We start from the raw sequence: 18,398 nt of genomic DNA on the forward strand, positions 1-18,398 counted from the left end.
TGCCGCCGAGACGCTCAGCGGACCAGGCTCGAACCCCTCGCGTGACAGCCTCCCGCGCCGAGCGATAGCCGGCAATGCATTCCGCGAACACCACTCCTGATGGCGATAAGGCTCTGTTAAGCAACCAGAACCTATATCGTTAAACATAACTAAGCCCGCCTTACGAGGCCCTCCACATGATCAGTATACGGACCAACGGCGCCGCGATGACGGCGCTTGCCAACCTGCGTTCGCTGCAATCTGCATCGGACGCGAATCAGACCGCGATGGCCACGGGCTACCGGGTCGGCTCGGCCGCCGACAACGCGTCCTACTGGTCGATCGCGACCGGCATGCGCTCCGACGTCAAGGCGCTCGGTGCCGTCGCCGACGCGCTGGGCCTCGGCTCGGCCACGACCGACGTCGCCTACACGTCAATGGTGCAGGTCGGCGGCATGCTGGCCGACATCAAGGAGCGGCTGGTGGTCGCCATGGAGCCCGGCGTCGACCGCCAGAAGGTGCAGGCGGAGATCAGCCAGCTTCAGGCCGCGATCGTCGCTACCTCCCAGGCCGCCAGCTTCTCGGGCCAGAACTGGCTCCAGACCAACGTGCCCGACATCTACGAGACGCCCGTGGACCGCCGCTCGACCATGCTGGTCGCCTCGCTGTCGCGATCCAGCACCTCGGGACTGTCGGTCGGCACGATCGGCGTCGATCTGCAGAAGACGTCCCTCTTCAACGTCGATGGCGGCGGCATGCTGCAACCCGATCCCCGCAGCCCCAGGAATATTGGTGGCTTGCGCTCGATCGCCGCCGTCTATCCGCCGTCCTATACCCCATCCAACACCGCCAGCTCGGTCGACCGCACCTTCACATTCAGCGGTCCGGTGACCTTCGGCCTCAGCGACACGATGACCTTCACCATGACGGTCGATGCCGACAACCCCGGCACCCCGGGCCTGCCCGGCCCCTACGATCCCGGCCAGGACATCCCCGTCGTCATCGACCGGGCCCTCGTCGACGCCACGACCGGACGGACGGATGGCGTGGTCGCGGACTACCACGAGATGATCCAGGTCCTCGACGCGGCGATCACGGGCAATGAAGTCTCGGTTGGCCATGTCACCGTCTGGAATTACACGACGCAGACATACGATCTCGTCCCGAACGCCATCAACTTCCGTGACCGCGAGACCAGCGGAAAGCCGGGCGCCTCCTTCGCCATCAAGGATTTCGCCACCACGGCCTCCGGCACAGGCGGCCTCGGAAACGTCGCGACGATCTATGGCGAACGCGCCTCGACCGTCACAATGGATTTCCAACCCTTCCGCATCTACCGGGACGTCGAGGTCTCGTACTCGCTGACCGCCAACAGCGTTTCGCGCTCCTATCTGATCGACCGCGATCTCGTGGACCGTGTGCTGGGCACCGACGACGGCTGGGTGAACACGGCCGCGGACATGCACGCCATCCTGACGGATCTGAACGACATTCCGGACCTGCTGATCGAGGAGACAGCCGGCGACATCGTCCTGCGCCTTGATCCGGCGGTGAACCGCGAAGCCGGCACCAAGTCGCGCATGGTTGTCAGCGGGCTGCAGGTGAACATCGAGCCCCTCACCGCGATCGGCATTCTCGACGTGGACGTCGCCGCCAACCCGAACGCGATCAAGGACTATCTGCAGCAGGTCGACACCATGCAGCAGCGCGTCGTGTCCGGGGCCGCCGTCCTCGGCGCCATCAGCAAGCGGCTGGAGATGCAGACGGAGTTCACCCGGACCGTCACCCAGACGCTGGAACAGGGCATCTCGCGGCTGGTCGACGCGGACATGGAAGAGACCTCGACCCGCTACCGCGCCCTCGAGGCCCAGCGCCAGCTTGCCGTGCAGAGCCTGTCGCTGGCCAATTCGACCCCGGACATCTCGCTCAGCCTGTTCAGATAACCGACGACGCCGGCACCCGACGTCTCAAGACGCCAGCCTTCGCGGCTGGCGTTTTGCGTCGCGCGACCAGCTGCATCCGTCTGCGGCCGAAACGACTGCGAAAAAGCAGCCGGCAAGGCCGGAACGATACCGGGACAGGCGCTGATGGGGCTGGAGCGGGCGATGGGGGTCGAACCCACGACATCAAGCTTGGGAAGCTTGCGTTCTACCACTGAACTACGCCCGCGCTCGCGGGACAATGCTCGCCGGACGTGGCCGCGTCAAGATGGTTTGCCGCGGTCCCGTGCGATCATCGACGCGGAGCCTCCGGCCCGATGGGCCGGCACCGTGCCTCGCCTTGCAGAGGCTGCCTCGCGCGGCAACGGCGCAAGCGCTAGCTGCGCAGCGCGACGGCCTCGCGAGCGAGTGCGGTGATCGCGTCCCAGTCGCCCGCCTCGACCGCCGCCTTGGGCGCGACCCAGGAGCCGCCGACACAGATGACGTTCGGCAGGGCCAGATAGTCGCGGACATTCTTCATCGAGATGCCGCCGGTCGGGCAGAAGCGCAGGCTCGGGAACACCGGCGAAATCGACTTGAGGAACGCCGCCCCGCCGATCTGTTCTGCCGGGAAGAACTTCAGCACCTCGTAGCCCTCCTCCAGCATCGCCATCAACTCGCTCGGCGTCGCCGATCCCGGCAGCATCGGCGCTTCGGACGAGCGCGCGGCATCGAGCAGTTCCATCGTCGCACCCGGCGACACGATGAACTGCGCACCGGCCTTGGTGGCGCGGTCGAACTGGCGGGGGGTGAGAACGGTGCCGGCGCCGCACAGCGTCTCCGGGACCTCGCTGGCGATCGCCATGATCGCTTCCAGCGCGGCCGGGGTGCGCAGGGTCACCTCGATCGCCTTCAGGCCGCCGGCGGCCAGCGCACGGGCCAGCGCGACGCCCTCGGCGGCGGATTCCACGGCGACCACCGGAACCACCGGCTGCGCGCTCAGCATTTCCAGAAGTCGCTTGCTGTTCTGAGCCATGATGTCTTCCCCGAACCGTACCGCTGTCTTAACGGCGCTCTACAGCATCGCTTCGCCAAGGGGAATGGTTCGGGTCGAAAACCTCGCCGCGGAAGCGATCCGCAGGCGCAGGATCGCGCTCATGAGCGGCGCGGCAAGCAGGCCTTCGCGAAGGCCCTGTCGCTTACCAGCCGCCGTTGAAGGTGCGGTAGAAGATGTGCTTGCCGATCTTGTCGACCCGCTCCATCGCGCCGGCCCAGCGCGGGCGGACGTAATTGGCGTGGTAATGGGTCGCGGAACCGACCTCGTTGATCCAGATCTCGCCGCGGGTCACCTGTTCGGCAATGCGCTTGGCCTTGGCCCAGGAGCCGCTGTCGGACACGCGGTCGCGCGCGCCGTCGCAGGCAAAGGAGAACTGGCAGCGATTGCGCCAGTTCTTGTTCTGGTAGACCACGCCGCAGATCGTGTTCGGGAAGGCCGGGTTGCGGACGCGGTTGAGGATGACCTGCGCCACGGCGGCCTGCCCCATGGTGCTCTCGCCGCGCGCCTCGAAATAGAGACCGTTGGCAAGGCAGCTCTGCTCCTTCTTCGACATGGTCTCAGCCGGCAGCGGCGTCGCCGCCCAGGCATGGTCCTTGTCGCCGATCGGCGGGATGAAGGCTTCCGGCGTATCCTTGAGGATCGTCTCGAACAGCGAGGAGGTCCGTGCGCTGCCCGTCGACGGCGCGTAGCCGAGGGCATTGGTGTCGCCGGCCGAAGGCTTCAGCGAGGCCAGCATGATCTTGTCGTTCGGCGTCAGCGTCTTGGCGCCCGGAATCTTCGGCGGACCCTGAAGCTGGAAGTTCATGGCGACGGTGATCGCCTCCTTGGTCGTCTGGGTGACCTTGGAGAAGGCGGTGCGGATACGCTCCTGGCCACCGACGACGCGCGATCCGAGCAGCGACTGGCGCTCGAGGATCGAACCGGCGGAGAAGCCGCGCGGCGGCAGGTTGCTGGCGGGAACGAGGGACAGGACGCGGGCGCCCTTGTCCTCGCGCATGATCCGGGTTTCCTCGGGCTTGACGATGGCCGCCTCGACCTGCGGCGCGGCGACGGCTTCCATGCCCTCGGGCAGCTTCAGGCCGGCGGGGATCGGCTCGCGCAGATCGGATCCGGCGAACGCGATGGCCGCCGTTTCCGTGGTGCCGATTTTCGATGGAACGAAATAGGCCCGCCACTGGTTTGCATGACCGGAACCGCCGAGAAGGCTGGTCATGTCCTGACGGGCGACCGGGCTGGTCACCATCGCGAGGGAAGCGAAACAGCCAGTGGCCAGAACCACGGCCTTGGCCGCCCGAGCCTTCGACAGTTTCTGCAGGCGTGTCCCCGCGTGCTGTTCAACAGCCGTCATCATTCCCCCATCAAGCCTGCGTCATATAACGGGCGTCACCCAACGTCCCCCATTAACCTTGTTTCTTGGTTAACAGACGATGGCGATTTCAAGACGGACGCTTGCGTTTTCCGGCGTAGGGATTGTCCGGCTTGCGCAGACCGAGGCGGATCGGCACGGCGAAAAGCCCGAAGCTCTCGCGTAACCCATTGATAAGATAGCGCGTATACGACGCGTTCAGCGCATCCGGGCGGCTCGTGGAGATCATGAACGTCGGCGGACGCGATTTGACCTGCGTCATGTATTTTATGTTGATCCGGCGTCCCGCGACGGCCGGCGGAGAATGTCTGGTAACCATACGGTCGAGCCACTGATTCAGCTTGGCCGTCGAGATCCGCTTGTTCCAGACCTCGTGGGTATCGACGATGGCCTTCATCAGCCGCTCGACGCCCTCGCCGGTTTCACCCGACACGGTGATGGCCCGGATGCCCCGCGCCTGCGGCAGCAGGCGGTCGGTCTTCTCGCGCAGGTCGGCGAGCACCTCCTGGCGGTCCTCGATCAGATCCCACTTGTTGAAGGCGATGACCGGCGCCCGGCCTTCGCGCATGACCAGGTCGACGATCGACATGTCCTGGCGCTCGAACGGGATCGTCGCGTCGAAGACGACCACCACGACCTCGGCGAACTTGATCGCGCGCAGGCCGTCGGCCACCGACAGCTTCTCCAGCTTCTCCTGCACCTTCGCTTTGCGGCGCATGCCGGCCGTGTCGAAGACCTTGATCGTGCGGCCGCGCCATTCCCATTCGCTGGCGATGGAGTCGCGGGTGATGCCGGCCTCGGGGCCGGTCAGCATCCGGTCCTCGCCGAGGAACCGGTTAATCAGCGTCGACTTGCCGGCATTCGGGCGGCCGACGATGGCGATCCGCAGCGGCTTGGTGGCGTCGTAGACGGGCTCGACCTCGTCGTCCTCCACCGGCACGTCCACCAGCGCTTCCTCGGGCTCCGGCGTGTCGTCGGCGAAGGTCTCCTCGCCCAGCGCCTCGAGGATGGCGTCGCGCAATTCGCCCATGCCGACGCCATGCTCGGCGGAAATGCCGATCGGCTCGCCCAGCCCCAGCTCGAAGGCGTCGAGCATGCCGGCTTCCGCTCCGCGGGCCTCCGACTTGTTGGCGACGAGGATCACCTTGCCGGCGGTGCGGCGCATGATCTCGACGAAGGCCCTGTCCTGGGGCATCACGCCGGCCTTCACGTCGATCATGAACAGGCACAGATCGGCCGAGGCGATCGCCGTCTCGGTCTGGGTGCGCATCCGGCCTTCCAGCGTGTCGGCGCCGGCTTCTTCCAGGCCGGCCGTATCGACCACCTCGAAGTCGAGGTCGAGCAGCGTCGCGTCGCCGGTGCGTCGGTCGCGGGTCACGCCGGGCCGGTCGTCGACCAGCGCCAGACGCTTGCCGACGAGGCGGTTGAACAGGGTGGACTTGCCGACATTGGGTCGGCCGATAATGGCGATGGTGACCATGACGGTCTCCGCGCTCCTCCGGAGCGATGGGGCACACCGGTACGAAGCCGGGGCCGGTTGCGATCGGGGCGCCGGCCGTGTGTCACGTGCGAGCTCTGCCCCGATCCGATCGGTTTGCGGCGACGTCCGGACCGGGTGAACCCGGCCGCAGGCGACGGCGCCGCAGCGGTTCAGTCGGCGCCGGCGGGCGCCGGAGCGGCCGGCGCGCTCTGCGGCGCGTCAGTCGTGGTCGGCTCGGCCTGCTCCGGCGCGGCAGCCTCGGGGGCGGCCGCGGGATCGGTGATGCCGAGCCCGGTCGTGGGAACGGCGACGCTTGGCGCGGCAGCACCCTCGGGCAGCGCCGCATCGGCGGCGGGCGCAGCCGGCGCTTCGCCAGTAGCCGCATCCGGGCTCGCCGGAGCCTCGGGCGCTGCACCCTCGGTGGCTGTTCCATCGGGATCTGCTTCGTCGCTGGCAGCGGCCGGCGCCTCGGTCGCCGGCGCCGCAGGCGTGGCCTCCGGGGTGGTCGTCTCAGCGCCCGCGACGGGCGCGACCGCGTCCGCCGGAGCGGCGGTTGCAGGCGCCGTCGTCGCACCGATCTCCTCCGGCATCACGGTGCCCTCGGGCATCGGCTTGCCGGCGGCGATCAGGTCGAGCATCAGCCGTGCCCGGCTGATGATGCCGTTCGGCGCGCCGGGATCGTCGACCAGCTGCTGGAACAGCGTCGTCGCGGTTTCCGTGTCCTCGGCCTTCCAGGCGGCCAGCGCCACGGCTTCGCGAGCCGGGAAGCGCAACGCCTCGCTATCGCCGGTCAGCCGTTCGACACGGCTGCGGACATCGCTGAGCGCGCCATGGTCGACCAGCACATAGGCGGCACGCACGGCGGCCATGTCGCGCAGCGCATCGGGTGCGCCGGCATCCGCCGCCACCTTGTCGAAGGCGGCGACCGCCTCGTCGAACTTGCCCTGCGCCTGATAGACCCCGCCGATGCTCATGCGGGCAAGGTCCGGATAGGCGCCGTAGCTGTCGGTCGCCAGGGCTTCGAGCGCGGTGATGGCCTCGTCGGGCTTGCCGTCACGCGCCAACTGCAGCGCGGCGAGATAGGCATCGCCCGAGGCGTTGGCCTGGGCGGTCTGGTACCGGTCCCAGCCGACGACGGCCGCGGTGATGACGACCACCAGAATGACCGCGGCCAGGATATAGGTCCCGAACCGCGTCCAGATGGCTTTCACCCTGTCCTGGCGAAGCTCTTCGCTGACTTCGCGAAAGAAACTGTCGTCGCTCATCCATCCACTCTTCGAAAACCGGCCGTGGCCGGGACCATCGGCCCGGCACGCAAGAACACTTGGGGTCTTCTAACGATTTTTGCCGCAGGTGAAAGGGCGTGCGCGCCTTGATGAACCGCTAAGCGATCGGCGCGACGCCGAAGAACCAGCGATGCAGCCACAGGATGAACGCCGCAGCCAAGCCGAGACCGACGACGACCGCCAGGAGATCGGCGCGCAGGCCGGGCGCCCTCCCCGCCGATGCCGGGACCGGACGGCGGATTGCGCTGGCATAGTCGAGGACCGCCCAGACCAGGAAACTGCCCAAAAGCACCGTGTCGGCAACCGTGCCGTTGGCCAGAAGATGCCCCAGCGCCCACAGGCCGACGCCCAGCACCATCGGGTGCCGGACCGCCGTCTTGATCCGTCCGGTCGGCAGATAGGCGCTGGCGACGAGGACGAAGGCCACCGGCACCAGGAGCAGCGCGAGATGGCCGAGGCCCGGCGGCGGCGTGTAGAGCGGCACGGTCGTCATGCGCGCGGCGCCATAGCCGTAGATGATCAGCATCAGCCCGACGAGCGACAGCACCGAGTAGATGCCCTTGAACCGGTTCTCGCCAAACCGCGCCAGCAGCCGGTCGCGCGTCGGCTCCGCAATGATCCGCAGGGAATGCACGCCGAGGAAGATGACCAGACCGAGGATGAGAATGGCCATGTGAATTTCCCCTCTGGCGGACCGGCGGGCACGGCGTGCGCGCAGGTCGAAGACTAGCAGAAATGTCCCGATCTGACGCGATCCTGGCGACGACTTCGCGGTTTTCGCCGCCTTGCCGCTTCCTTCCCTGCCGGTGCCTGCCCTAGGGTTGCGGCGAATCGACCAGAATCGGGCCGGTCTTCACGCCGCCCGAGCAAGACCATGATGAAGGATGTTTCGATGATGCGCCCCATGTCCCTCGCCCTTTTGACGAGCGCCGCGCTGTTGGTGGCCGGCTGCGCCACCGAGCGCCCCGATCCGGCGGGCCTGAGGGCGCAGTCGGATGGCCGCATGGGCGGCGGGACTGCATTGCCGCCGATGCCGGGCGGCGGTACCGCCGGCACCAACGGCCGGCTGGCGCCGGGCGGCCCGGCCATCGGCAGCTGTAATCCGGAAGCGGCCCGGTATCTCATCGGCGAGATCGCCAATGTCGAGACGGTGGAAGCGGCAAAGGCGGCCACCGGCGCCGAGACCGTGCGGGTTCTGTATCCGAACCAGCCCGTCACCCAGGAGTTCGTCTCCGGCCGCCTGAACATGGAAACCGACAACGCCAACCGCGTCACGCAGGTCCGCTGCGGCTGATCGGCCTGCGGGCCTGACCGGCCCGCCTCGTCTCGTCAAACGCCGGGCGATCAGCCCGGCGTCAGCGGCTGGGCCGAGCTTACCCTTCGAGCGAGCTGGCGCTCGCGGAAGAAAATGAACAGCCCCGCCCCCATGATGATCGCCGCGCCGAACAGCATGGTCAGGCGCGGCACGTCGCCGAACACCAGATAGCCGAACAGGATCGCCCAGACGAGCATGGTGTATTGCAGCGGCGCGATGTCGGCGGCATCGCCGAGCTTGAACGCCCGCGTCACGCACATATGCGCCGCCATTGCCACGACGCCGAGGATCGCCAGCAGCCCCAGGTCCACTGGGTCCGGCGTCACCCAGCCGAAGGGCGCCAGGATCGCCCCGCCGACGAGCGCGCCGACCGTCTGCCAGAAGACCAGCGCCTTGTCGGAGGTGCCGCGCAGGCTGCGCGCGGTGATCATCATCAGCGCGAAGGTCAGGCTGCCGCCGATGGCGATGAAGGCCGGCGCGGTCAGGCTCGCCTGCGACGGCTGCAGCACCACCAGCACGCCGATGAAGCCGATGATGATCGCCGTCCAGCGCCTTATGCCGACGCGCTCCTTCAGGAAGATCGGCGAGAGCGCCGCCACATAGATCGGCGCGGCCAGCCAGTAGGCCATGGTGTCGGCGAGCGGCAGATAGGCGACGGCGCCGTAGAAGGCGAGCACCTCGACGGTGGCAAAGACCACCCGCAGCACCTGCATGCCGGGACGTTCGAGGCTCACGAGGGGTTTCAGTCCCGTTCGCGCGAGGAACGGCGCCAGGATGACCAGCGCCGCCGCCGAGCGGATCAGCAGCACCTGGCCGACCGAATAGGTCGAGACCAGCCATTTGCCGAGCGTGTCGTTGACCATGAACAGGAAGATGCCGAACAGCATGATCCCCATGCCGAGCATGTTGGTGCTCGGCCGGCCTGTCGCGGCGGCGCTGGCTCCGGTCATCTCTCGTCCATCTGTCGGCTGGTCTCCGCCCGACCCGGGCGATCGCGGCCCGGTCAGGCGCGCGGCATCATTCCCACTCGATCGTGCCCGGCGGCTTCGAGGTCACGTCGTAGACCACCCGGTTGATGCCGCGCACCTCGTTGATGATGCGGGTCGCGGTGTTGCCGAGGAAGTCCATGTCGTAATGGTAGAAATCCGCGGTCATGCCGTCGACCGAGGTGACGGCCCGCAGCGCGCAGACGAATTCGTAGGTCCGCCCGTCGCCCATCACGCCGACGGTCTGCACCGGCAAAAGCACGGCGAAGGCCTGCCAGATGGCGTCGTAGAGACCGGCCTTGCGGATCTCGTCGAGATAGATCGCATCGGCCTGGCGCAGGATGTCGAGCTTCTCGCGGGTCACGCCGCCCGGGCAGCGGATGGCGAGGCCCGGTCCCGGAAAGGGCTGCCGGCCGACGAAATGCGCCGGCAGGCCGAGTTCCTGACCGAGCAGGCGCACCTCGTCCTTGAACAATTCGCGCAGCGGCTCGACGAGCTGCATGTTCATGCGCTCCGGCAGGCCGCCGACATTGTGGTGCGACTTGATGGTCACCGACGGACCGCCGGTGAAGGAGACGCTCTCGATCACGTCGGGATAGAGGGTCCCCTGCGCCAGGAAATCGGCGCCGCCGATCTTCTTGGCCTCCGCCTCGAAGGTCTCGATGAACAGCCGGCCGATGGTCTTGCGCTTGACCTCCGGGTCCATCTCGCCTTCCAGCGCGTCGATGAAAAGGTCCTGCGCCTGCACGTGGACGAGCGGGATGTTGTAGTGGTCGCGGAACATCGCGACGACCTCGTCGGCCTCGTTCATCCGCAAGAGGCCGTGGTCGACGAAGATGCAGGTCAGCTGGTCGCCGATCGCCTCGTGGATCAGCACGGCCGCGACGGAGGAATCGACACCGCCGGACAGGCCGCAGATCACCTTGCCGTCGCCGACCTTGGCGCGGATCTCCTCGACAGCCTGCTCGCGGAACGCCGCCATGGTCCAGTCGCCGGACAGCCCGGCGATGCGGTGGACGAAGTTCGACAGAAGCCGGGCGCCGTCGGGGGTGTGAACCACCTCGGGGTGGAACTGCACGCCGTAGAAGCGGCGCGCCTCGTCGGCGATCGCCGCGAAGGGGGCGCCGGACGACTGGCCGATGATCTCGAAGCCCTCGGGCAGCGCCGTGACGCGGTCGCCGTGGCTCATCCACACCTGATGGCGGGTGCCTTCGGCCCAGATGCCCTCGAACAGCGGCGAGGCCTTCTTGACCTCCATGAAGGAGCGGCCGAACTCGCGATGCAGACCGCCTTCGATATTGCCGCCGAGCTGGGCGCACATGGTCTGCTGGCCGTAGCAGATGCCGAGCACCGGTACGCCCGCCTCGAGGATTTCCGTCGGCGCCGTCGGGGCATCGGCGTCCGTCACCGAGGCCGGCGATCCCGACAGGATCACGGCCTTGGGCGACAGGCGGCGAAAGCCTTCGGCAGCCGACTGGAACGGCACGATTTCGGAATAGACGCCGGCTTCGCGGATGCGCCGCGCGATCAGCTGGGTGACCTGGGAGCCGAAGTCGACGATGAGGACGGTGTCGGGGTGCGCTGTCATGGCGAGGCTTTAGAAAAGCACGGGCGCAATGTCCAGCACCTCGCGCGGCATTGCCCGTATGCGGCTGACGCATCGGTAGCCACCTGTGCATTACCGCTCCCGGCAAGCGGAACGCCGGTCGTGCAGGGCCGTTCTGGCGCCGCGGTACTGATGCCGCGATCCGGAGCAACTGACATGAGCGTCAAATCGCTGGACGACCTCTTCCTGCACACGCTGCAGGACATCTACTATGCCGAGAAACAGATCGCCAAGGTTCTCCCCAAGATGGCGAAGAAGGCGGCGAGCGAGGATCTGAAGGCCGCGTTCGAGACCCATCTCGAAGAGACCAAGGAGCAGGTGACGCGGCTCGAGGAAGTGTTCGAGAGCCTCGACAAGAAGCCCCGCGCCGTGAAGTGCGACGCGATCATCGGCATCATCGACGAGGCGACCGAGCTGATGGACGAGGTCGAGGATCCCGAAACCCTCGACGCCGCGATGGTCGCCGCTGCCCAGGCCGTCGAGCATTACGAGATCGCCCGCTACGGCACGCTGATCACCTGGGCCGGGACCCTCGGCCACAAGGACGCCGTCGCAAAGCTGCAGGAAACCCTGAAGCAGGAAAAGGCGACCGACGAGAAGCTGTCGAAGCTCGCCGAGGTCAAGGTCAACAAGAAGGCCGCCTGATCCGGTCGATCGCCGCCCGGCTTCGGGGAAGCCGATCCCCGGGCCGGGCGGCGATCAGGGCGAACCGACGTCCAGCAGTCCCGAATCGAGCGCGATCTCCAGCCGGTCGACGGCATCGGCGAGCTTCTCGTCGATGACATGAAGCAGCGTCGTCCAGTCGTCGTAGTGATGCAGGTCCCCCGCCCCGTCGGAGATGCCGCGCAGGCCCACCAGCTTGACGTCGAAGCGCTGGCAGGCGCGCAGGACCGCGAAGGTCTCCATGTCCACCATGTCGGCGTCGATCGCGTCGTAGCGCGCACCGGAGACGATGTCGGACCCCGTCGACAGCCGCGCCGTCGGCAGGCTCGGCACCGGTGTCGGCAAGGCCGTGTGGACGGGATGGTCGAGAAACGGCGTCACGCCCTTGGCAAATCCCAGCGGCGAGGCGTCGATGTCGCGCCAGGCGACCGACGACACCTGATAGATCTCGCCCTGTTCGAGCGTGCGCGAGCCCGCCGAGCCGAGCGAGACCACGAGGTCCGGGCGATGGCCCGCCAGTGTCAGCGCATGCAGGGCGATGCCGGTGCCGAGTGCCGCCTCGATCGGCCCGACCCCGGTCATCAGGGGCGCGATGCGGCGGCGCAGCGCCGGGCCGTATTCGGCCGGGGCCGCCATGACGAACAGCACCCGGGCGCCGCCCAGCTCTTCCGTCGCGGCGTCGATCTTCGTCGGGTCGTAGTCGCTCATGCTGCCGTCCGTCCGGTGCTCCGAGCGTGGGCGCCCGGCGATGGTCTTCTCAGTTCAACCACCAGATGGCGGCGTTGAGAAGCGTCGCATAGGCGACCCAGGCGCCATAGGGCAGGAACAGCAGCGCCGAGACGCGATCCTCGCGCCAGGTATAGGCGACGAAGCCGCAGATCGCTGCGAACAGCGCGACGATCTCGACCAGCGCAAGGCCGGGCATCTGCGCGGCGAAGAACAGGAACGGCCAGATGAAGTTGAGGCCGAGCTGCACCCACCAGACCCGCGCGGCCTGCAGCTCGCCCCGATGCCAGACGCGCCAGCCGGCGATGCCGATCAGAACGTAGAGCATGCCCCAGGTCGGTCCGAAGACCCAGCCCGGCGGATTGAACCAGGGCTTCTGCAATGCCTGATACCATTCGCCGGGCGCCGTCGCCGCACCTACCAGCGCGCCGCCGCCCACGGTCAAAGCGAGGAACAGCGGCAGAGCCACATAGGCCCGCATCAGCGACGCTCCAGGACCGCGAAGAAGAAGCCGTCGGTGCCGGTGGTGCGCGGCGTCAGCGTCAGCGTCGTGCCGTCGCCGAGCGGGCTGGCATGGTAGGCCTTCGGCGCCTCCGGCAGGGCCTCGGCCCAGCGTCCCGTGGCATCGGCGACCTTGAACTGAGCACCCGCATCACGTTCCAAGAAGGCCGCGACGCGGGCACCGTTCTCCTCGGGCAGCAGCGAACAGGTAATGTAGACCAGCCGGCCGCCGGGCTTGACGAAGCGCGCCGCCGCGTCGAGCACCGCGTCCTGCTCTTCCAGCCGCTTGTCGAGCTGGCGCTCGGCCAGCCGCCACTTGGCGTCCGGGCGGCGACGCCATGTGCCGGTGCCGGTGCAGGGCGCATCGACCAGCACCAGGTCCATCCGGCCCTCCAGCTCGCCGATATCGTCGCGCGGCGCATGGACCTGGACGTTGCGGACCTCGGCCCGCTTCAGCCGGTCGTGGATCGGCGCCAGCCGCTGGCGATCGCTGTCATAGGCGTGGATCTGGCCGGTATTCTCCATGGACGCGGCCAGTGCCAGCGTCTTGCCGCCGGCGCCGGCGCAGAAATCCAGCACCTGCATGCCGGGGGCTGCCCCCGCCAGAAGCGCGACGATCTGCGAGCCCTCGTCCTGGATCTCGAACCAGCCCTTCTGGAAGCCGGCCTCCACCTGCACATTGGGATGGCGACCGTCGCCGGCGATCGGCGGGACGCGCAGGCCCTGCGGCGCCAGCGCCGTGGCGGTCGCGGCAAAGGGCGTCAGCGCCTTGGCGACCTTGTCGCGATCGGCGCGCAGCGTGTTGACGCGCATGTCCAGCGGCGGACGGTCGGACAGGGCCGCCGCCTCCGCGATCCAATCCTCGCCGAAGGCGGCTTCCAGCCGGGTCGCCAGCCAGTCCGGCACGTCAGCCTGCACGGCGCCGGGCGCCGCGCTCAGCTCGCGGGTGCGGAAGGCGGCGAAATCGTCGGTCGACGGCATCTGGGGCGCGAAGCGGTCGCCATCCAGCGCGATGGCCAGATCCTTGACGCCCATGCCCTTGCTGTCGAGGATCGCGGCAAAGACCATGGCCGTCGGCGTCTCGTCTTCCATGCGCCAGGCCAGCGAGCGCCGCCGCCGCAGCACGTCATAGACGATGTTGCCGATGGCGGCCCGATCGCCCGAGCCGGCGAAGCGATGGGAAAGCCCCCAGTCCTTCAGGGCATCGGCCACCGGCCGGCGCCGTGCCTCGATATCGGCCAGAATCTCGATGGCCGCTGCCATCCTGCCGCCCAGGCGCATGATCGTATCCTTGCTGTGTCTTGCCGGACGATGCCGGGCGTTCCGTGCGCAGGCCGAATAGCCGACCGGTGGCCCGTCGGTTCGACAGGTCGTCTTCGGTCGCATGCCTCGCGGATTGAGCGCAGTCCTGCACCACGCGACGGCACCCCCGCAAGCAAAAAGGGCCGGGATCGCTCCCGGCCCTCTCCGTCCGGCGCATATAGCGCCGACGTTTCATGTCACGGACAATGGCGTCCGGTTACTCCGCAGCGGCGCTGTGGCTGGTGCTGAGGCTCGCCTCGGCATCGTCGCGCGTCTGCGCTTCGATCGCCTTGCGGACGCCCGCGCCGTACTCGGCATGCACCTTGTCGAAATGCGCCAGCTGGCGATCGACGATGAACTGCGGCACGCCCTGCATCGCACCGGCGATGTTGGCGCACAGCCGCTCACGCTGGCCGGCGTCGAACATCTCGAACAGCGCCCGCGGCTGGCTGTAATGGTCGGCCTCGCCACGGAAGTCGTAGCGACCCACCTGACCGCTGTAGCGATGCGGCGGCTCCTCGACGCTCGGATCCTCGACCGGACCGCCGAAGCTGTTCGGCTCGTAATAGGCGTCCGGGTTGGTGCGCAGGCCGAACGGCATCTCGCCGTCGCGGTGATAGTGATGCACCGGGCTCTTCGGCTTGTTCACCGGCAGCGCGTCGTAATGCGTGCCGATCCGGTAGCGATGCGCGTCCGGATAGGAGAACAGGCGACCCTGCAGCATCTTGTCCGGCGAGAAGCCGATGCCCGGAACGACGTTGGACGGGTTGAAGGCCGACTGCTCGATATCGGAGAAATAGTTCTCCGGATTGCGGTTCAGCTCCATCTCGCCGACCTTGATCAGCGGGTACATGCCATGCGGCCAGACCTTGGTCAGGTCGAAGGCGCTCCAGCCGGTCTTCTCCTCGAACTGGACCTCTTCACCCTCGGGCATGACCTGGATGTACATGGTCCACTTCGGGAAGCGGCCGTCCTCGATCATGCCGTAGAGGGCTTCCTGGTAGCTCTCGCGCGACTTGGCGATGACCTTCTCGGCCTCTTCGTTGACGAAGTGCTCATGGCCCTGCTGGGTCTTGAAGTGGAACTTCACCCAGAAGCGCTCGCCCTGGTCGTTCCACAGCGAGAAGGTGTGGCTGCCGTAGCCGTTCATGCGGCTCGGGTCGGTCGGGATGCCGCGGTCGGACATCAGGATCGTCACCTGGTGCAGCGATTCCGGGCAGAGCGACCAGAAGTCCCACATGGCGGTCGCCGAACGCAGATTGGTGCGCGGATGGCGCTTCTGCGTATGGATGAAGTCCGGGAACTTGTACGGGTCGGCGACGAAGAACACCGGGGTGTTGTTGCCGACGAGGTCCCAGTTGCCTTCCTCGGTGTAGAACTTCAGCGCGAAGCCGCGCACGTCGCGCTCGGCATCGGCCGCGCCCTGCTCGCCGGCAACGGTCGAGAAGCGGGCCAGCATGTCGGTCTTGGAGCCCGGACGGAACACCTTGGCGCGGCTGTATTTGGTGATGTCCTCAGTCACCGTCAGCGAACCGAAGGCGCCCCAGCCCTTGGCGTGGACCACGCGCTCGGGAACGCGCTCGCGGTTCTGATGCGCCAGCTTCTCGATCAGCTGGAAGTCCTCGAGCAGCACCGGACCGCGCGGTCCGACCGTCTTGGAGTTCTGGTTGCTGGACACCGGCGCGCCAGCCGTTGTCGTCAGTCTCTCGCGATCAGCCATGTGTGGCCTCCCTTCGCCGTGTTTGGAATTCTTCCAGACCGATAATAGGGATGCGCCCCATAATCTCCAATCGTATTTCCATGCGGCGCCAATCAGTTTATCCTATCGCGCATGCTCACCATCCGACAGATCCGCTATTTCAGCACGCTCAGCGAAACCCTGCATTTCGGGCAAGCCGCCAAGCGCCTCAACATCAGCCAACCGGCCCTCTCGGCGCAGATCGCCCAGATGGAGGAATTCTTCGGCGGACCGCTGTTCCAGCGCGCATCCTCCGGCGTGACCCTGACCAGCGACGGCGCCCTCATCGGCGCCCGCGTGCGCCGCATCCTCGCCGAGATGCAGGAGCTGGAAAGCCTTGCGACCAGCGGCGAGACGCTGCTGTCGCGGCGGCTGCGCCTCGGCATGATCGCCTCGGTCGCCCCTTACGTGCTGCCGACCTTCCTGCAGGCGCTGGCGAGCGAATATCCGAGCCTCGTATGCGAGATTCGCGAGAGCGTCACCGACCGGCTGGTCGCGGATCTGGCGGTCGGCGAGATCGACTGCGCCGTCGTCGCGCTGCCGCTGGACGACCCGCTGCTCGAATCGATCGCGCTGTTCGAGGATCGCTTCTACCTGGCGCTGCCGGCCGCCGAGGCCTCGCGCCTGCCGCAGCCCGTGCCCCTGTCGGCCCTGCGCAACGAGCGACTGATTCTCCTCGAGGAAGGCCACTGCCTGCGGGCGCAGGCGCTGGACATCTGCCGCATCGCCGATGCCGGCGAGATGGCCGGGCTCGGCGCCACCAGCCTGACGACGATCCTGCGCATGGTGTCGGGCGGGCTCGGAGCGACGCTGATTCCCGAGATGGCCATTCCCGACGAGACCCGCAGCGGCGGCATCGCCATCCTGCCCTTCGAGGCGCCGACGCCCTACCGCACCATCGCCCTCGCCTTCCGCCCATCGACCGCCCGCCGCCGCGACTTCGAGGCGCTGGCCGACCTTCTGCGCCGTTCGCAGCCGCCGGCCGGCGCCGCCTGACACAAGCGCAGACGCAGGCAGGCGGCCCCGTACCGATCGGATGCGGGGCCGACCGTCGTGACGTGCGAGGGCGTGCCCTCAGAGGCTCGCCTGCAATTCGTCGAGGCTGCGGGCGGTGGTCTCGACGATCGTGTCGATATGCTGCTTCTCGACGATCAGTGGCGGGCAGAAGGCCAGCGCGTCGCCCATGGCGCGGGAAATGACGCCGTTCTTCTGCATGATGGCGAAGCCGCGCGCGGCAAGGTCTCCCGGCGGCTGGGCGGAGAGCTTGGCGGCCTTGTCGGTGACGAGTTCGATCGCGGCGATCAGCCCGACGCCGCGCACTTCGCCGACCAGCGGATGATCGGCGAGCGTGCGCAAACCGGCCTGCATGACCTCGCCCATCTCGCGCGCATTGGCGACGAGATCGCGCTCCTCGATGATCTTCAGGTTTTCCAGCGCGACGGCCGCCGCCACCGGATGCCCGGACGCCGTATAGCCATGGCCGAAGGTGCCGATCTCGGACGACTGGTCGGCCACCGGCGCATAGACCCGCTCGTTGATCAGCAGCGCCGAGATCGGCAGATAGGACGACGACAGCGCCTTGGAGAGCGTCATGATGTCGGGCTCGATGCCGTAGGTCTGGCTGCCGAACATCTGGCCGGTGCGCCCGAAGCCGCAGATCACCTCGTCGGCGACGAGCAGAATGTCGTAGCGCTTCAGCACCGCCTGGATCTTTTCCCAGTAGGTCGCCGGCGGCACCACGACGCCGCCTGCGCCCATCACCGGCTCGGCGATGAAGGCGGCGACCGTGTCCGGCCCCTCGGCCTGGATCATCGCGTCCAGATCCTCGGCGCAGCGCGTCGCGAAGGCCTCCTCGCTCTCGCCGTCGCGGCCCTCGCGCCAGTAATGCGGGCAGGTCGTGTGCAGGACGCCCGGCATCGGCAGGTCGAAGGCGCGATGATTGTTCGGCAGGCCGGTCAGGCTCGCCGAGGCCAGCGTCACGCCGTGATAGCCGCGGGTCCGGCTGATGATCTTCTTCTTCTGCGGCTGGCCGAGCGCGTTGGAGCGGTAGCGCACCAGCTTCATCATCGTGTCGTTGGCTTCGGAGCCGGAATTGGTGAAATACGCCTTCGACATCGGCACCGGCGCCATGCCCACCAGCTTCTCGGCCAGTTCGATGGCCGGGCCGTGCGATTTGTGGGTGAAGGTGTGGTAGTAGTTCAGCTTCTGCATCTGCCGCGCGGCGGCATCCACCAGCCGCTGTTCACCGAAGCCGACGGCCACCGACCAGAGCCCCGACATCGCCTCGATATAGCGATTGCCGTCGGTGTCGGTGACATGCACCCCCTCGCCTGATTCCATGACGATCGGACCGTTGGCCTCGTGCTTGCGGGCATTGGTGTAGCTGTGGAGATGGAACGCGATATCGCGTCCCTCGATCGAATTCGGCTGGACGGTCATGGCTGCAGAACTCCGGGTATCGGGCTTGAGCGGCG

General features: G+C 67.5%; 16 protein-coding genes and 1 tRNA gene. 4 read left to right on the top strand and 13 right to left on the bottom strand.

Translation table 11 applies throughout. The annotated features are described in order from the left end of the window. Positions 1 to 176: 176 nt before the first annotated feature. On the top strand, positions 177 to 1,922 hold the full coding sequence (locus N7I30_RS05755) for a flagellin N-terminal helical domain-containing protein (protein WP_498637363.1): 1,746 nt from the start codon (positions 177 to 179) through the stop codon (positions 1,920 to 1,922). Positions 1,923 to 2,073: 151 nt separating this feature from the next. On the opposite strand, the gene N7I30_RS05760 is transcribed toward N7I30_RS05755, so the two are convergent. The 6 genes from N7I30_RS05760 to N7I30_RS05785 form a co-directional block, all read right to left on the bottom strand. Then, positions 2,074 to 2,148, bottom strand: a tRNA-Gly gene (locus tag N7I30_RS05760). A 147-nt stretch (positions 2,149 to 2,295) separates the two neighbouring features. Next, on the bottom strand, positions 2,296 to 2,934 hold the full coding sequence (locus N7I30_RS05765; RefSeq protein WP_009208474.1) for a 2-dehydro-3-deoxy-phosphogluconate aldolase: 639 nt from the start codon (positions 2,932 to 2,934) through the stop codon (positions 2,296 to 2,298). 163 nt (positions 2,935 to 3,097) lie between these two features. Next, positions 3,098 to 4,306: a cell wall hydrolase gene (locus tag N7I30_RS05770; protein ID WP_475362364.1), complete on the bottom strand. Its 1,209-nt coding sequence runs from the start codon at positions 4,304 to 4,306 to the stop codon at positions 3,098 to 3,100. Positions 4,307 to 4,391: 85 nt separating this feature from the next. Continuing rightward, positions 4,392 to 5,801: a ribosome biogenesis GTPase Der gene (der, locus tag N7I30_RS05775; protein WP_009208472.1), complete on the bottom strand. Its 1,410-nt coding sequence runs from the start codon at positions 5,799 to 5,801 to the stop codon at positions 4,392 to 4,394. A gap of 170 nt (positions 5,802 to 5,971) precedes the next feature. Then, positions 5,972 to 7,066: a tetratricopeptide repeat protein gene (locus N7I30_RS05780; RefSeq protein WP_498637365.1), complete on the bottom strand. Its 1,095-nt coding sequence runs from the start codon at positions 7,064 to 7,066 to the stop codon at positions 5,972 to 5,974. 118 nt (positions 7,067 to 7,184) lie between these two features. Then, positions 7,185 to 7,760 carry an NnrU family protein gene (locus tag N7I30_RS05785; RefSeq protein WP_498637366.1) on the bottom strand — a complete coding sequence of 192 codons (576 nt, stop codon included), beginning with the start codon at positions 7,758 to 7,760 and terminating at the stop codon, positions 7,185 to 7,187. Between the two features lie 219 nt (positions 7,761 to 7,979). Between N7I30_RS05785 and N7I30_RS05790 the strand changes: the two genes are divergently transcribed. Further along, positions 7,980 to 8,381: an I78 family peptidase inhibitor gene (locus N7I30_RS05790; RefSeq protein ID WP_162142644.1), complete on the top strand. Its 402-nt coding sequence runs from the start codon at positions 7,980 to 7,982 to the stop codon at positions 8,379 to 8,381. Positions 8,382 to 8,431: 50 nt separating this feature from the next. Here the strand turns inward: N7I30_RS05790 and N7I30_RS05795 are convergent, their stop codons facing one another. Further along, the gene (locus tag N7I30_RS05795; RefSeq protein ID WP_498637368.1) at positions 8,432 to 9,352 is read right to left on the bottom strand and encodes a DMT family transporter; all 921 of its coding nucleotides are present in this window, start codon (positions 9,350 to 9,352) and stop codon (positions 8,432 to 8,434) included. Positions 9,353 to 9,419: 67 nt separating this feature from the next. Next, a complete protein-coding gene (gene guaA, locus N7I30_RS05800) occupies positions 9,420 to 10,976 on the bottom strand; it encodes a glutamine-hydrolyzing GMP synthase (protein WP_498637370.1) in 1,557 nt (518 codons plus the stop codon). 174 nt (positions 10,977 to 11,150) lie between these two features. Between guaA and N7I30_RS05805 the strand changes: the two genes are divergently transcribed. Beyond that, positions 11,151 to 11,639: a YciE/YciF ferroxidase family protein gene (locus N7I30_RS05805; protein ID WP_498637372.1), complete on the top strand. Its 489-nt coding sequence runs from the start codon at positions 11,151 to 11,153 to the stop codon at positions 11,637 to 11,639. 54 nt (positions 11,640 to 11,693) lie between these two features. Here the strand turns inward: N7I30_RS05805 and N7I30_RS05810 are convergent, their stop codons facing one another. The 4 genes from N7I30_RS05810 to N7I30_RS05825 form a co-directional block, all read right to left on the bottom strand. Next, on the bottom strand, positions 11,694 to 12,365 hold the full coding sequence (locus N7I30_RS05810) for a 5'-methylthioadenosine/S-adenosylhomocysteine nucleosidase (RefSeq protein WP_498637374.1): 672 nt from the start codon (positions 12,363 to 12,365) through the stop codon (positions 11,694 to 11,696). A gap of 49 nt (positions 12,366 to 12,414) precedes the next feature. Beyond that, positions 12,415 to 12,864 (bottom strand): TspO/MBR family protein, encoded by a 450-nt coding sequence (locus tag N7I30_RS05815; protein ID WP_498637376.1) that lies wholly within the window; start codon positions 12,862 to 12,864, stop codon positions 12,415 to 12,417. Continuing rightward, on the bottom strand, positions 12,864 to 14,165 hold the full coding sequence (locus N7I30_RS05820; RefSeq protein WP_498637378.1) for an RsmB/NOP family class I SAM-dependent RNA methyltransferase: 1,302 nt from the start codon (positions 14,163 to 14,165) through the stop codon (positions 12,864 to 12,866). The genes N7I30_RS05815 and N7I30_RS05820 overlap by 1 nt, the downstream gene beginning before the upstream one ends. Before the next feature lie 238 nt (positions 14,166 to 14,403). Further along, complete coding sequence (locus N7I30_RS05825) at positions 14,404 to 15,906, bottom strand: catalase (RefSeq protein ID WP_498637380.1); 1,503 nt, start codon at positions 15,904 to 15,906, stop codon at positions 14,404 to 14,406. A gap of 111 nt (positions 15,907 to 16,017) precedes the next feature. Here N7I30_RS05825 and N7I30_RS05830 point away from each other — a divergent pair, with 111 nt between their 5' ends. Continuing rightward, entirely contained in the window at positions 16,018 to 16,920 is a 903-nt protein-coding gene (locus N7I30_RS05830) for a hydrogen peroxide-inducible genes activator (RefSeq protein ID WP_498637382.1), read from the top strand. Between the two features lie 78 nt (positions 16,921 to 16,998). On the opposite strand, the gene N7I30_RS05835 is transcribed toward N7I30_RS05830, so the two are convergent. Beyond that, the gene (locus tag N7I30_RS05835; RefSeq protein WP_498637384.1) at positions 16,999 to 18,363 is read right to left on the bottom strand and encodes an aspartate aminotransferase family protein; all 1,365 of its coding nucleotides are present in this window, start codon (positions 18,361 to 18,363) and stop codon (positions 16,999 to 17,001) included. Positions 18,364 to 18,398 lie beyond the last annotated feature (35 nt).

The sequence above is a fragment of the Aurantimonas litoralis genome (assembly GCF_026153195.1).
Lineage (GTDB): Bacteria > Pseudomonadota > Alphaproteobacteria > Rhizobiales > Rhizobiaceae > Aurantimonas > Aurantimonas coralicida.

What these genes read in the sequence shown, in the direction of transcription:
- N7I30_RS05755 (WP_498637363.1), top strand. Translation starts at nt 177, where the DNA reads ATGATCAGTATACGGACCAACGGCGCCGCGATGACGGCGCTTGCCAAC.
- N7I30_RS05815 (WP_498637376.1), bottom strand. Translation starts at nt 12,864, where the DNA reads ATGCGGGCCTATGTGGCTCTGCCGCTGTTCCTCGCTTTGACCGTGGGC.
- N7I30_RS05770 (WP_475362364.1), bottom strand. Translation starts at nt 4,306, where the DNA reads ATGATGACGGCTGTTGAACAGCACGCGGGGACACGCCTGCAGAAACTG.
- N7I30_RS05795 (WP_498637368.1), bottom strand. Translation starts at nt 9,352, where the DNA reads ATGACCGGAGCCAGCGCCGCCGCGACAGGCCGGCCGAGCACCAACATG.
- N7I30_RS05780 (WP_498637365.1), bottom strand. Translation starts at nt 7,066, where the DNA reads ATGAGCGACGACAGTTTCTTTCGCGAAGTCAGCGAAGAGCTTCGCCAG.
- N7I30_RS05765 (WP_009208474.1), bottom strand. Translation starts at nt 2,934, where the DNA reads ATGGCTCAGAACAGCAAGCGACTTCTGGAAATGCTGAGCGCGCAGCCG.
- der (WP_009208472.1), bottom strand. Translation starts at nt 5,801, where the DNA reads ATGGTCACCATCGCCATTATCGGCCGACCCAATGTCGGCAAGTCCACC.
- N7I30_RS05820 (WP_498637378.1), bottom strand. Translation starts at nt 14,165, where the DNA reads ATGCGCCTGGGCGGCAGGATGGCAGCGGCCATCGAGATTCTGGCCGAT.
- N7I30_RS05810 (WP_498637374.1), bottom strand. Translation starts at nt 12,365, where the DNA reads ATGAGCGACTACGACCCGACGAAGATCGACGCCGCGACGGAAGAGCTG.
- N7I30_RS05835 (WP_498637384.1), bottom strand. Translation starts at nt 18,363, where the DNA reads ATGACCGTCCAGCCGAATTCGATCGAGGGACGCGATATCGCGTTCCAT.
- N7I30_RS05805 (WP_498637372.1), top strand. Translation starts at nt 11,151, where the DNA reads ATGAGCGTCAAATCGCTGGACGACCTCTTCCTGCACACGCTGCAGGAC.
- N7I30_RS05790 (WP_162142644.1), top strand. Translation starts at nt 7,980, where the DNA reads ATGATGCGCCCCATGTCCCTCGCCCTTTTGACGAGCGCCGCGCTGTTG.
- N7I30_RS05785 (WP_498637366.1), bottom strand. Translation starts at nt 7,760, where the DNA reads ATGGCCATTCTCATCCTCGGTCTGGTCATCTTCCTCGGCGTGCATTCC.
- guaA (WP_498637370.1), bottom strand. Translation starts at nt 10,976, where the DNA reads ATGACAGCGCACCCCGACACCGTCCTCATCGTCGACTTCGGCTCCCAG.
- N7I30_RS05825 (WP_498637380.1), bottom strand. Translation starts at nt 15,906, where the DNA reads ATGGCTGATCGCGAGAGACTGACGACAACGGCTGGCGCGCCGGTGTCC.
- N7I30_RS05830 (WP_498637382.1), top strand. Translation starts at nt 16,018, where the DNA reads ATGCTCACCATCCGACAGATCCGCTATTTCAGCACGCTCAGCGAAACC.